We start from the raw sequence: 13,321 nt of genomic DNA, 5'->3' as shown, positions 1-13,321 counted from the left end.
GCGACCAAACTGAGAGAGGCCTTCTGGAACACCGTTTCGGAGGGCTTTTTCTTTGCTCTTTCGATCCTTTCCTCGTCTCGAATTACCTACTGCTTCGTTTTCTTGAACGAGGCGTAGATCTCTGGCAGGACCGACACAAGGTAATCCCCAAAATCAGGGGCCGCCTTCTTGTCGATCGTCAGCGTAAGCGTGCGTTTGTCTTCCCGGAGGCTTGCTGCCTTGACGCCATCGTCGGCCTGCCAAACCTTAGCTTGAGCTTTTTCCTTCCTAGGCTTCTTCGGCGCTAGAGCCTCGAAGACCCCCGCGAACCGCTCGTCCGAGGGGAGGGCCTTGATCGTGCTATCGGACAATACTTCGCGTGCCTTGTCGACCGCTCCGTCCTTGCCCAGCCGCGTTGCAAGTTCGACCCAACGATCGCGTCCGGTCTTAGGGGCAGCCCCGATTGAACGGATGACATCAGCTGGCAGCTGCGTTGCAGCCTGGATCAGACGGGAAAGATTGCTCTTATCGACGGCAAGAGCCGCCATGATGACTGAACGCTGAACTCCGCTCGCCTCGAGTTCCGCAGCGTAAAGAGCACGTTCGATGAATGACAGATCCTGGCGAGCACTGTTTTCCTGGCCTTGGGCCAAGACGAGCTCGTCGTCCGTCAAGGTCCTGACTGCCGCCTTGATCTTGAGCCCGGCCTGCTTCACAGCACGAAGGCGCCGACGCCCATAGGCGACCTGATAGCGCCCCTCGATTGAGGGGTGCGGTCGAACGAGAATTGGAACCTGCTGTCCGTTCTCGCGGATGTTGCGCGCAAACTCCTCGAACTGCTCGCCATCCTCGTCGAGGCGGTCGATGACGGACGGTGCGTCGATCAGATCGGGGTCGAGCTCCATCAGAGATTGGGACTTCAAGAGCTCGATCGATCGGGAGACGGCACCAATGGCACCGCGAGGAGCGTATTGAGGTGTGACGCTTTCCTCTGGAGACAAGTCAGCTGCTGACGACTTTGGACCTGCGAGGTCGGAAAGAAGATGTTTCCTAGCCATTTGCGGCTCCTTTCTTCGCAGCGGAAATCGCGAAACCAACGAGCGTTTCCAAGCCGTTAGGCCCAAAGTTTCCGGCTGGCAACTTTTCAAGGGCGAGGGGGCATCGGGCGCTTTTCGTCAGTATCATTTCCGCCCCCACGACGATTGAATCAGTTGCTCGATCTCGCTGTTGACGTTGTCGAGCGACTCCATTGCTCGATCGTAGGTCGCGCGGGTGAACTGGTCCCGGCTGACTTCGTAGAGCGTCTGCTTGGTGATGCCGGCGTCCGAGATTGCCGTGCTCTTCAGCATCGGATGATTGAGAACGTGCTCGCCAAACATGGTTCGCATGAACGATACCATCTGGTTCTGCGGACCGTCGCCAGGTTCGTACCGCGTGACTAGATAGCGCATCCAATCGTAGTTCATGCTGCCGCCAGCATCCGCAACGACGCTCAAGAGCTCCGAGGTCATGAGAAGGAACTGGCACATCGACATAACGTCGAGCATCTGCGGGTGTACCGTCACCAGTACGGCAGTCGCCGCGCAAAGCGCCGAGATCGTGAGAAAGCCCAGCTGGGGAGGGCAGTCCACGACGACGACATCGTAGTCGTCGGCCACAGATGCGATCGCGTCATCCATGCGAGTGAAGAAGATATTCTTACGATCGTTCGAGCCAAGTACCTTCGCAGTGTCGTGCTCGAACTCCATGAGCTCGAGATTGCCGGGCACCAGGTCTAGGTTCGTGAAGTAGGTCTTCTTGATGACGTCCTTCAGCGGGCGACGCTCTTCGTCGTAACGAACGGCGCCGTAGAGCGTCTCGTTGTCCTTGACGTCAAACTCGGGCTGGAAACCGTGCAACGCGGACATACTTGCCTGCGGATCGAGATCAATCGCGAGAACCCGATATCCATTCAGTGCAAGATATTGAGCAAGATGAGCAGCCGTGGTGGTCTTACCGCTGCCTCCCTTGAAGTTTACCGCGGTGATAACTTGCAAGTGTTCGCGCCCACTGCGACGCGGTGAGTACCGACGGTCACCCTTGCCATTCTCGTCGAGATACTCGCGGAGTGCCTGAATAGTCTCGACCGAATACGAACGGCGATTGTTATTTCCGATCTCGGGCTGCGGCCCCTTGCCCTCGATCGAAAGATGGCGAAGGTAGCCATCGTTGACACCGATGAGCTTCGCGGCCTCCGTCGATGAAAACGACCGAAGCGTCTTTCGAGCTTCGGGTGGATAGAGTTTCACACGATGCTCGTGAAGCGCGCCCGAGAGATCTCGCGCGTGCGCCGCTATCAGTTTATGGATAGCCTTCTGAAGCTGAGCGGGATTCTCCACGACGTCCTCTCGTACACACGGTAAATTTCGTAAATACATCTTTTTGCCGTGGATAAGACAACTCATTCCAACGTGTTTTGCAAGATTTTTAAAGTTAACAAAGCCTTAACGCGAAACGAAGATTTCCAGCGTCAGCTCAACTAATCGTTAGATTCCAGCGCTTTATCCACCTTATGATGCATTCTCGCGGGTCATATTTCCTGTGATTCATATTCTGCTCCAACAGCGGAACTTGCTGCCCCTCCACCGAATCGACGCGACCGTGACGGAATCACCCGCGACTCGCGAGGTGCAAAATTGCGCATAGACTTCGCGCGGCCACCGGGGTCTGTCTCCTCACGCACTCAAACGAGGAGACGATCTTCCCCATGCTTCAGTCGCACTCCCGCCTTGTCCGCAAACTCCAGGACGCACTCGGCGAGCGCCTTTGCATTGCCCTTGAAGACCCGACAGTCGTCGAGATCATGCTCAACCCAGATGGTAAGCTCTTCATCGAGCGCTTGGGTCACGGCGTTGCGCCAGCCGGCGAAATGCAGGCTACCGCAGCCGAGATCGTTATCGGATCGGTGGCGCACGCTCTCCAGTCCGAAGCCGATGGAGAACGGCCTATTATCTCTGGTGAACTACCGATTGGCGGCCATCGCTTCGAAGGGCTTCTGCCTCCCGTCGTCAACTCGCCGACGTTTACTATCCGAAGGCGTGCTTCGCAGCTCATTCCACTCGACGACGACGTGACCACCAAGATCATGACCGAAGCGCAAGCCTCGATCATTCGCAGTGCCATCACCAATCGCCTGAACATCGTCATCGCTGGCGGCACGGGCTCAGGCAAAACAACCCTTGCAAACGCAGTCATCGCCGAAATCGTCTCGGCAGCCCCGGAAGACAGGATGGTGATCCTCGAGATACGTCCGAGATCCAATGCGCAGCGGAGAATGCCGTCTGCCTTCACACGAGCGGCGCGGTCGATATGGCCAGGCTGCTGAAAAGCACGATGCGTCTGCGTCCCGATCGCATCATCGTTGGTGAGGTCCGCGACGGCGCGGCGCTGACCCTGCTGAAAGCCTGGAACACAGGACATCCCGGCGGCGTCACGACCATCGATTCCAATACCGCAATGTCGGCGCTTCGGCGCCTCGAGCAACTGACGTCGGAAGCTAGCCAACAGCCAATGCAAGCCGTGATCGGCGAAGCGGTCGATCTTGTGATCTCGATCGAGCGCGCAGGGCGGGGACGACGGGTGCGGGAGGTACTCCACGTCGAGGGGTTCAACGGCTCGCGCTACCAGACAGAACACTCTCCGCAGATCGATGAGGACAGTCATGCTGCATAATCGCTATCTCCGTTTGGGAACTATCGGCGCATTGATTTGCGTCTCACTTGCTGGGCCTGCATTCGCCGGTTCAGGCGGGAGCCTGCCTTGGGAGGGCCCGCTCGAGCAGATCCAGCAGTCGATCACGGGACCGGTCGCCGGCTACATCGCATTGGCGGCCGTCGCGATTGCCGGCGGCATGCTGATCTTCGGCGGAGAACTCAACGATTTCGCGCGGCGACTGATGTATGTCGTGCTCGTCGCAGGGATCCTGCCTGGCGCCACAACGATTGTCGGCCTCTTCGGGTCGACCGGCGCTACGATCGGAGGCTCGTTTGTTGCCGAGCAACCTGCAGGGTATTGTCACGTTAACTGGGCTGCGGTTGCCTGCCTGACGGGTTGGGCGTAGATTTCGGCTGCGTGCTCGGTGTCTACATTGCGCCTCACCTCGGCCGCCCGACGGCCGGGAAAAGAGACATTTCTGAAACCATTTTGCCTCAACTGAAGATCGTGCAGGCCGAAGCCGAAAAGGCTACATGGCCGACCGACGATGAAGCGAAAGCCCAGCTGTTCGACTTATCCAAATGGGACCTAAAAAAGCATGGCATTGGTTCAAAGGTGAGCGTTAACCGCTGTATCCGAATTTCGCAGGGCGAGATGGCCTGCGAGCTGATGGCGCGGCTGACCTGGATCGAAGGTGAAACGCAAATTGAAGCAGTTTTTCAAGCGAAGCCGGACGGTTGGAAGATGGTGCTGCGAAGAATCGTTAATTGCTTTTTTGCGTTTTTCGAACAATGTTAGTGCTCCACATCGATGGCATAACTTGAAGCATTTCGGTTCACTGCCTCTGGTCGCATCTTAAAAATCCCCCCAAATAGGTAGGAAAAACCGCTGTGATTCAGGAGGAGGGGGTGTGCCAAATTGCTTAAATTTGGTGCATAGTGGCCGCCGAGGGCGGCATTTCATACAATAAAGGTAGGATCGTGATTGATCTAAGCAGCTACAAAAGCGCACGCGGTTTAATTGAAACAAACGATCCGGAATTAGAGAGGCCGGTCTATCGGAAGTCCGGCTTCGAAGGCATCCAAACCGCAAAAGAAATGGATGAACGGATCTCGAATTTTCTAAAGGACATTCGTGAATCCAAAAACCTCTCCCGAGCGGAATTGGCTCATTTGCTCGGGCTTTCCGTGTCCGTTTATGGGCGGTACGAGCGCGCGGAATCGCGCATGACCGTTCCCCGCCTGATTCATCTCTGTGAGCTCATGGGCTTCATGCCCTTAGACATGATCTTTGAAGCTGCGCCGCACCTTTGGGGTAAGACGCCGGAAGAGGCGGAAGAGCGCCGAACGCTGACGAGGCTAATTGAACGGCTGCCACCGGACACCACGCGCGACCTGATCCGGCTCTTGAAGCGCATGCCGCCTGGGGAGCAAGGGGCAGAGGCTTCGTCGACCAGCATGAATGAAGGCCGCTAGGCGACCTTACTCTGCTCCTGAGATTGGAGACCGTTGAGGAAATCGGCGGCAGCCTGGGCCTTCGCGGCCGCTGTGACGATCGCCCGCTTGTCGTACTTCAGCACCTTGAGCCAGCTCTCGAGGTAGGTGGCGGTATTGTCGCGAGGATCGTGCGCGACACCAAGATCAGCACACAGGAACGAAGCGGAGAGCTCGGCAACTAGCTCCTCAATCGCGTAGCTCTCGCCGCCGAATCGGCCGCTCAGGTCTCGGTCCAGGCGGGTCTTTGCGCCTGACCAGTGTGAGATCTCATGCAGCAGGGTCGAGTAAAGGTGGACTTCGCCCGCGAACCTTGCCCGGTCCGGCATGAGGATATCGTCGACTGCGGGACGGTAGCAAGCCATTGTTCCGCCGTATGTGACCGCGGCGCCGGTATTGCGGACGAATGTTTCGACGGTTTCCAGAAGCGGTATCGTCGTCGCCGGCAGCTCCTCAGTCGGGTGGTAGAACCGCGCCGGAAGATTGTCGATCTGCTCGACGTTAAAAACTGTGTAGCCTTTGAGGTAGGGGATTGCGCGCTCGTCATCATCTTCGCGCTCCTTCGGGGTGAAAGTGCCGTATTTGACGACGAGGGCTCCTTTCTCGCCCTTTCGGACCTGGCCGCCGAGATCCTGAGCTTGGCGATAAGTGATCCAGGTGCTTTCCTCGTAGCCGGCAAGCTCGCTTGCGAGCCACAGCATCAGGACATTGATTCCGCGATAGGCTTCCCCGGTTGCGCGGCGCGGAACGAGAGAGCCGCGGCTGTTTCCGCGCCAGGGCCGGATCCACGGTTTAGTGCCGGCTTCAAGCTGCTCAATGATGGCGTCGGTGATGCGCTGGTAGGTGTCCTTGATGTTCTGCATTGCCGTCTCCTTCCGTTGGTTGACGGCAAAAAACGGAGATAGCCGAAGCGAGCCCATGCACCCAAAGGGCCGCAACGAAGTGGAGGACTGCGTTAGCGGTTGCGTGGGGGAGGGGCTATCGTAGCTTGTCCGTCAATCATCCGACGGAAAGGGAAGGCGCAGAACTTGGTGCCTCCCGAACATAGATAGCATCATGCAGCTTGTTATCGCCGGAGCTGGTCACCGGCCACGCTCGTCGTCATCGCGCTCACGGCTTCGCTGTGCCGCCATTTGCGCCTCGATTGCCTTGAGCTCCGGGTTATTGTCCTGCTGCGGCTGCCTGGCGGGCTGCTGCTGCGATTGCGGCTCCTGGGCCGGTTGCGCACGCTCCAGCCGGGAAAAGTCCGAACGAGCAGTGATGGTGATCTCTTCGCCCTCATTCGGTAGGCGCTCAGGCAGGTCGGCGCGATCGGCGGCAACGATACCCTGATCGGTTACGAAAGTGGCTATGCGATTGTCGTGTCCGAGAACCTGGCCGCTGATTTCTTCGCCGGCGCGGGCGGTGCGTATGTTGTGCTCGAATGGTTTCTCACCGAGTTCTTCAAGGTCGGCAAAGGCCGCGCGCAAGGCTTCACGTCGGTTCGGATTGATCGCGTCTTCGAGCACGTGTTTCATTGCCGAACTCGACGGATCGTTGGTGGTCGCAATCGACGCCTCGAGCATGCGTGGCTTGCTGATGACGGTGAAATCGATCTCGTGCCCGTATTGGCAGCCGAGCTCCGAAATGAAGGCCTCTTGCGTGCGCCCGTTTCCCTCTCGGAATGGATGCACATAGTTCAGCTCGGAGAGAACTTTCGCGGCTCTGTCGGCGAATTCCTCTGGCGTTGCATTGAGAAGGGCTTGCGGATCTCGAATCGGCTTCAGGGCCTCATCCAGGCCCATTTCTATTCGCGAACCGGGCAGGAACGAGGTGCCGCCTTTGGACAGGCCTCCAATCGGCTCCACCCGCTGGCCGTCAACGATCGGAGTTTCGTTGCGTGTGTGGCCCGCCCACTCGTAGACGTCTTGAAAAATGTAGCCGTGAATTGCCTTCAGGTGCTGCTTGTCGAAATTTCCAGACGGGCCATCACCTTCGGCAATTTCCGCCATCCGGAAAGCCGCAGCACGGTACTCTTCGGTGCGCAGCTCCGATTGCGACTGGATGCCGAACCTGTTGCGCAGCACATCCCTCCTATCCGGATCGTCAGAGGTGTTGGGATAGGTATAGCTACCTTTGGTCTGCTCGTCTGCCATGGCTAAGGTCAACAAAAAGCCGCCTGCTTGCTGCAGGCGGCTTTTTGCCTTTAGAGGGTTGAAAGGCCTATTGTGCCGGAGCGCGCACGACGCGCAGACGGTACTCCTCGCGGGTGATCTCGCCAGCGACGTAGGCGGCGGTAGCGTCCTCGAGGACAGGATCGTGCGTGTAACCCTGCCGGATATTGGCAGCGCGCGCCTGATCGGTGGCTTTCTTGCGCTTTGCTACGGCTTCCGGGGAACGATCCGGACGGCGGGAATGAACGTTCATCGTCAAATCTCCAGTTACCGGCCACCCTATCAGGAAAAATGCTGGAAATCCAGCACTTTGCGGGACTTTCTGGCCTTTCGACGGTGAGCGCCCGGCTGGTCGCCGGGCGCTCTGCGCGGGTCAATCGCGGGGTTCCCATTCGATAATCGCCTGCAGTGTCGGATCGTCCTGGCCGGGGAACCGGCCCAGATTGGCGTTAAAGCCAAGGCGCCGGATCGAAAGGGTGTAGTAGGGCTTACCGTCCTGGTTCTTCTTCTTCCAGATGCCGCCGACCTCGATATCATGGCCGCGCGGTGACTTGGCATAAACGCGGTGCGTCGGGGCCTTTTCATTGTCGGACGTGAACGGCACAGCCTTGATGTCCAGGTCGCGGTCGATCGTGGAGATGAGGCCTGCGCCCTTTGCAGTGTCGAGGTTGTCGCCGTCGAACTGGATGTAGTTGGTGGTGGTCATGTCAGTCACTCCTCTTTGGTGGTTGCGATGATCGTTCCAAGGGCACGGCGGAAAGCGGTGCGCACCGTAGGCCGGAGCATGAGCGGAGGAGGCGAGAGGACGCAAAAATTTGTATCGCGAGGAGGCCGAAGGCGGGGAAATTTTTGTGTCCTCCGCTTTGCGCCAACCGCGTCGACGTGCGAACGAGCGTCAAAAGCAACCGCCTTGGAGGGGTGAGACATGACCGCTTCTGGCAACGCGCCTCCTGTTCGTCATCAGCCTAAAGCCGCAAAGGCTGCACCAATATTATTCACAAATCCGCCATGATCAACGGAAATCCCGGCTTTTCGCCAAAACCGTGAAGCAATATGGATCGAAATCCGTCGGCTGCCATCGCGCTAAGTCGGCTATTTCGGTCATGGAATCCTGGAAGATTTCGAACGGCGATAGTCGTACGGACTCATTTTTCCAAGATAGCTGCGGGCCGCGGCGCCACAGCGCCAGACCTTGCCATCCTTCAAACCGGTCTGGTCGCGCTCGCAGGCATCGATGGCCGCGATCCTGATGCGCTGCTGTCTGATGCTGATGGTGTCGCCATCAATCACACGGGCTCGGCCGGACATGTCGGCGGCCTCCACAGTGCCGTGGCTGATCAAAAAGGCGGCTAAAGCGTCTATAGGGCATTGCGTCTCAATGTGTGACCTCCATGGAATTTCGGGCGGCAAGCCCGAAAACGGAGCGGGCGAGACGCAATTTGCCCGCGGCCGCGCGGTCCGACATGGCCCGCAAATAGCCTCCCGGCGACTTGACGTCCTGCCGGTCGTATTTCTCTAGCGTCAAGGCGACCGCGACGGCGGCTTGCTGCTCGCCCATCAGCTCGACGGCGCGGCGGCGGGCATCCTCGGAGATCCCGGCAAATCGGCACATCAGCGGCACGGCCCGCGCCAGGTCGGCCCAACTGGTGGGCGTAAACCCATAGGTCTTCAATGCTGGCACCGCCCTAAGCACGTCTTGCAAGGCCACTATTGCCTGCGGCAGGCGCTGTGGCTGGTTGATTTCGCTCCGGCGCCGCCCGAGGCTTTCTTCAAAAGCCCATTTGCTGGCGGAGCCAGCCTCAAGGGAATTGAATTGTTCGGCATTAGCCGAACGCCGTTCTTCACTACTATCTGCAAGTGGATAGGGGGTTGTAATCTGTTTGTGCATGCCGTTTTCGACATGCGGGCATGTCATATTTTGGGTCTCTTGCACCTCTGCCGATCGGCGCGGAAGTTGCATCAATCGCTCTACAAACCATTTCAAGAGGGCTGTTGCCCGGCGTAGCGTACCGCTCGTGGCCTTGCCCGCGATCCCAACAAGATTGCTCACGCGATCGATGCGGCCTTCGATCAGCCTCATAACGTGCTCGGATTGCTCGGTAGCGATCGCTAGGGCTTGGCGAGCGTTGCGCAGCGCGCCCCGATAGCGCCGCAAAGCCGCATCTGCGGCCTTCTTCTCGGCGCGCGCCTGCCTGACCAATTCATCGAGTTCGGCATATCGAACGATCAGAATTCGCAGGTCAATCCCGCACCCGTCCGTGATCTCGCCTTCGCCGTTGCGTATGGGATAGCGCTTGTAGTTACCGCTGTCCTGCATGGTGATAAGACCAGCGTCGAACAGGCGCGACAACATACGGCTGACGCGGCCGACCGACCGGCCGATTTCAAACGCCAGTTGTTGGTTGGACTTAAACACGATCGGACGGCCCGATTTGTCGAATGTATCGGCCTGAGCCGTGTTGATCAAAGCTACCAGCAAATGGCTTTCGGTTCCATTGATCAGGCCAATGCACGGAAGGCTTTGAACAAGTACGGCCAATTGGGCGCGCGTAATCGTCCCGACTCGTGCCGACTCTGCCAGCCGGCAAAAGTGGGCACGCTGCGGCGTTATCCGGCGGCCGTTTGGCCGCTGATGCGTTTGGGTATTCCCCATTCCTCGTCTCCGTCTTGAGACCAGGGAAAGCTTCGCCGTTCACCGAAAAGGTGCTTTCGTCATTGACAGGGAAGGGAGGGTCTGCGAGAAGTGACTTGGCTAATTTATCGACTCACAGACCGCTTCCGGATTTCTTCGGGAGCGGTTTTTCTTTTCTGGTCGGTGTGTCTTCTCCGTAAATATGGTCAGAATGTCAGCTCCGGAATCGCGCTGATTCCGCTGATTTGAAAACATAGCGTCATAAAGCATAATGGCGCAACAACGTGCTACACGCATAACCGCCTAAGGTGCGTGTCTATGGCGTCAATGTATTGGTTTTTCAGAATTTCGCGCTTAGTATCGACGCCGAATAGGCTGCTTCGGACATGGCGTGTTGCAGCAAAATGATGCAGGATGCGGCCGACTCGAGAAATCGGGAACCTTCAGTGATTCTACCAGCCTAGATCGGTCTGGCCGAAATCATCGCCCTTGTAGGCAATCCGCATGCGGTAAGCCTTGGCGCAGGCATAGGTGAAGCAATCGCCCATATTCAGCTTGGCCGGATGATTCACAATTTTTCCAAACTGCCGAGCGGCATCGAGAGCTTTGCTACCTACATCGCCGGAAATCATTGCCTCGCGCGCTTCCAGATCGGCAACGAATTGATCGACCAAGCGGCGGGCGATCTCCATCATTTCGGCAGTGGCGGGCTTGTCCTTACCGGTCGCCTCGGCCAGCCTGCGCGTCAGCGACAGGGTGGCCTCCATACGGACCACGGCTGATACGTAAAAAGGACCGCCGTCCCGTTCTAACCGGCCCATGAGTTCGGCGGCGTCTTGCTCCTGGGCGAGGATGGCGACGACGACAGACGCATCAACGAACAGCATTCAGTCTTCGCCCCACATTTCATCTGTTTCGCGCTTATGGTCGCCGGGAGCGAACGGGCCAGCTTCGCGCGCCATGGCGAGGGACTTGGCAAGCCGCTCGCGCATTGGCAGACTACCTCTGTGGTTGGCGATCTCGTGCTTGAGCGCGGCTTTAACCGCCTCAACCTTGCTGGATTTCGTGAGACCGATAAGCTCCTCGGTGAGCCTGTCCACCTCGGGATCCTTGATGTAAAGCGGCATCGGCATATATCCTTTCGAGGATATTATCATATCCTTTTTTTCATATCCTCATCAACACAAATACGCAATCGCGCCGTCCGAAACCGGGCGGGAAGGGGACTGAGGGGAGGGGGTCGGGCCTCCCCTCAACATGATTGCGGGCCAGGTCGATCCTGCCCGCAATCATCGGTGCGCTCCAAACAGCGGGAGGGCCGATCACGCGGGTAACGTGACCGGCCCGCGACTGGTTACTCAGCCGCTTGGGGGAACTGCTCGTCTTCGGCAGAGCTTTTGCCCTCGTCGATCTGTTCGGGTGAGGATATCCGAACAGGGGCCGGTAGCCAGCCGCTTCCGTTAACAAGGCGGTCCGCGATTGTCACCGCCTCGGACTTCTTAGTCGCGGCTCTCACCGACAATTCCGCTTCACCGCCCTTCGCCTCGGCCACCACAAGTTCAATGGTCGTCCGGTTGACGTGCTTAAAATAGCTGTCGCCGGTCGTCTCGAACCAATCCGACATATGCACCTTGAGCGCGTGGCCAAGCTGGTTCGCCTGCTCGATACCCTTTTTCCGGTCCGTGAACTTCTTCTCCACCGCATTGACCGCGTGCGCTGCGCCGAACGCCAGCAGCGAAAGCACGCTGTCCTGCGGCTGCTCCAAGAGCCAATCGAACAGATCGGCAGGATTGCCGGGCAGGTGATGGCCGTAGTTGTCTGCAAGGTCATTGAAGGCGGCCAGGCCCTTGCAGCTTTCGGCGTCCTTGATCGACGGCTCCAAGCGCTCGTATGTCAGCGACAATTGAAGGGCGCTCTGCTCCGTGTTGTACGGGTAGGCCACGCGCAACAGCATCGCATGAACGACGGCAACAAGGGCGACCTCCGGATTGTTCGCCAGTTCGATGCGCAGCGCAGCAGTCTTATGTGCCGTAAGGTCCTCAATCAGGGCCGCCGAATGGTTGATAGACGGGACTTTGGGTGCTTCCGTGCCCTTGCCGCTCGGGTGGCCCTCACCATCATCATCCCTGTCCTCCATCTCGGCGTTTTCGTCCGGCTTTACGAGACCGCGCTCGATGGCAAGCCGACCGTAATAGTCGAGGAAAACGAGGGTTCCCGCCTGTTCCAACGCCTCGGGGCTGTACCCTTCCGTCCGGGCATTGAGCGCGTCTATCCGTTTTTCGACCTCCGTCAGCTTTGTCTCTGCCTCGTCGTCGGCCACGCCGTTTTCGATCAACTCGGCAAGCTCGTCATATTCGGTCTGTGCGGCATCAAGCGCGGCCTGATCTTCCTCGGAAAGAGCAATCGCCTCCGGATAGTGGCGCTTCATGGCATGATAGCCAGCGGGGGCGGTTGGGGAGCACTCTACCCATTTCCAGCCTTCGGCGCGAACGTTCGAGGCGGTCGCCTCGAGCTTTTCCGCTACGAGCTTTTCGACCAAGGCGGCATCCGTCGCATATCCGGCGTTACGGTCATCGAACAAGTCACGTTTGACTGCTCCCCCGGCTTCCTCGTAAGCCGCCAGTCCGCCGATGAATTGCACGCGCTTATCCGTCGCGGCAATCATTTCCTCGGTGAGCGCACGCCGGATCGAATGCGCATCGCGGTTCCAAGAGGGAAGCGCGTTCCAAACCGTCACCTGCCTTTCGTGGTCATCGCTGATGGTGAAGGCCGATAGCTGCGCAAAGCTCATGTCCTCATCGCGATAAAGCTGCAACAGGACCGGCGACACTCGGGCGAGCGCCAGCCGCTTGCGAACGATGATTTCGGTCGTGCCGAAACGGGCCGCGATGTCGGCAACGTCCTTGCCTTGCTTGGCAAGCGCGTCGAATGCCTCGTACTGGTCGAGCGGGTGCATGTCCTCGCGCAAGATGTTCTCGGCAAGGCTGATTTCCGTGGCGATCTCGCCTTCGCGCTCCTTGCACTCGACGGGGAAATCCTTGGCGATCTCCCCCGCCTTGGCCAGCAGATTGAGTGCGGCAAGGCGTCGGCCGCCCGCCGTCACGAAATAGCGGCCCTTCTTCTCGCCCTTGCGAACAACGAGGTTCTGTAACAGGCGGTAGCCGTCTTCTCGAATGTTGGCGGCCAGCGCCTCGACGCCCTCGGCGCTGTAGGCCTTGCGGACGTTCTTCGGATCGGCGTCCAGCTTGTTCAATGCGATGGTGATGATCTCGGTCATGATATTCCCTTTTCCCTTTTTCCCGCGAAGCGGTCTCGTGCCCGAAGGGGCAGGAGCCCCGCTCCTGCTCCCCGAGCTCGTGCGGAACAGCGGG

The 13,321-nt window shown here is 58.5% G+C and carries 13 protein-coding genes and 2 pseudogenes; 4 read left to right on the top strand and 11 right to left on the bottom strand.

The window, feature by feature from the left end:
• Positions 1-86: 86 nt before the first annotated feature.
• Together repB and repA are read right to left on the bottom strand one after the other, a co-directional pair.
• A complete protein-coding gene (gene repB, locus ISN39_RS33935; RefSeq protein ID WP_194732332.1) occupies positions 87-1,037 on the bottom strand; it encodes a plasmid partitioning protein RepB in 951 nt (316 codons plus the stop codon).
• A gap of 123 nt (positions 1,038-1,160) precedes the next feature.
• On the bottom strand, positions 1,161-2,357 hold the full coding sequence (gene repA / locus ISN39_RS33930) for a plasmid partitioning protein RepA (protein WP_194732331.1): 1,197 nt from the start codon (positions 2,355-2,357) through the stop codon (positions 1,161-1,163).
• A gap of 368 nt (positions 2,358-2,725) precedes the next feature.
• On the opposite strand from repA, the pseudogene ISN39_RS33925 reads away from it, so the two are divergent.
• From ISN39_RS33925 to ISN39_RS33910, 4 genes and pseudogenes are all read left to right on the top strand, one after another.
• Positions 2,726-3,505 (top strand): annotated as a pseudogene (locus tag ISN39_RS33925) (ATPase, T2SS/T4P/T4SS family).
• A 174-nt stretch (positions 3,506-3,679) separates the two neighbouring features.
• On the top strand, positions 3,680-4,078 hold the full coding sequence (locus tag ISN39_RS33920; RefSeq protein ID WP_194732330.1) for a TrbC/VirB2 family protein: 399 nt from the start codon (positions 3,680-3,682) through the stop codon (positions 4,076-4,078).
• Complete coding sequence (locus ISN39_RS33915) at positions 4,069-4,470, top strand: hypothetical protein (protein ID WP_246763599.1); 402 nt, start codon at positions 4,069-4,071, stop codon at positions 4,468-4,470. Before ISN39_RS33920 ends, ISN39_RS33915 begins: the two co-directional genes overlap by 10 nt.
• A 182-nt stretch (positions 4,471-4,652) precedes the next feature.
• Positions 4,653-5,147, top strand: a complete 495-nt coding sequence (locus ISN39_RS33910) for a helix-turn-helix transcriptional regulator (RefSeq protein WP_194732329.1) — start codon at positions 4,653-4,655, stop codon at positions 5,145-5,147.
• Here ISN39_RS33910 and ISN39_RS33905 read toward each other — a convergent pair.
• The 9 genes and pseudogenes from ISN39_RS33905 to ISN39_RS33865 all read right to left on the bottom strand — a co-directional run bounded on the left by ISN39_RS33905 (position 5,144) and on the right by ISN39_RS33865 (position 13,227).
• Positions 5,144-6,028, bottom strand: a complete 885-nt coding sequence (locus tag ISN39_RS33905) for a zincin-like metallopeptidase domain-containing protein (protein WP_194732328.1) — start codon at positions 6,026-6,028, stop codon at positions 5,144-5,146. The two genes, ISN39_RS33910 and ISN39_RS33905, sit on opposite strands and share 4 nt — an antisense overlap.
• Positions 6,029-6,247: 219 nt before the next feature.
• Entirely contained in the window at positions 6,248-7,300 is a 1,053-nt protein-coding gene (locus tag ISN39_RS33900) for a Fic family protein (RefSeq protein WP_194732341.1), read from the bottom strand.
• Between the two features lie 67 nt (positions 7,301-7,367).
• On the bottom strand, positions 7,368-7,571 hold the full coding sequence (locus ISN39_RS33895; protein WP_096771599.1) for an antitoxin VbhA family protein: 204 nt from the start codon (positions 7,569-7,571) through the stop codon (positions 7,368-7,370).
• Between the two features lie 120 nt (positions 7,572-7,691).
• On the bottom strand, positions 7,692-8,024 hold the full coding sequence (locus tag ISN39_RS33890; protein WP_194732327.1) for a DUF736 family protein: 333 nt from the start codon (positions 8,022-8,024) through the stop codon (positions 7,692-7,694).
• 440 nt (positions 8,025-8,464) lie between these two features.
• Positions 8,465-8,697: pseudogene (locus tag ISN39_RS33885) on the bottom strand (thermonuclease family protein); the annotation flags it as partial.
• On the bottom strand, positions 8,694-9,971 hold the full coding sequence (gene repC / locus ISN39_RS33880; protein ID WP_194732326.1) for a plasmid replication protein RepC: 1,278 nt from the start codon (positions 9,969-9,971) through the stop codon (positions 8,694-8,696). The pseudogene ISN39_RS33885 and the gene repC, both read right to left, overlap by 4 nt.
• A gap of 431 nt (positions 9,972-10,402) precedes the next feature.
• Positions 10,403-10,837, bottom strand: coding sequence for a type II toxin-antitoxin system VapC family toxin (locus ISN39_RS33875; RefSeq protein WP_194732325.1), 435 nt, complete (start codon positions 10,835-10,837; stop codon positions 10,403-10,405).
• The gene (locus ISN39_RS33870; RefSeq protein WP_096771613.1) at positions 10,838-11,077 is read right to left on the bottom strand and encodes a type II toxin-antitoxin system VapB family antitoxin; all 240 of its coding nucleotides are present in this window, start codon (positions 11,075-11,077) and stop codon (positions 10,838-10,840) included.
• Between the two features lie 227 nt (positions 11,078-11,304).
• Positions 11,305-13,227 carry a ParB/RepB/Spo0J family partition protein gene (locus ISN39_RS33865; RefSeq protein WP_194732324.1) on the bottom strand — a complete coding sequence of 641 codons (1,923 nt, stop codon included), beginning with the start codon at positions 13,225-13,227 and terminating at the stop codon, positions 11,305-11,307.
• Positions 13,228-13,321 lie beyond the last annotated feature (94 nt).

Source organism: Rhizobium sp. 007, from assembly GCF_015353075.1.
GTDB lineage: Bacteria > Pseudomonadota > Alphaproteobacteria > Rhizobiales > Rhizobiaceae > Rhizobium.
Note: the sequence above shows the minus strand (reverse complement) of the source record. Positions and strands in the feature narration are given on the sequence as shown.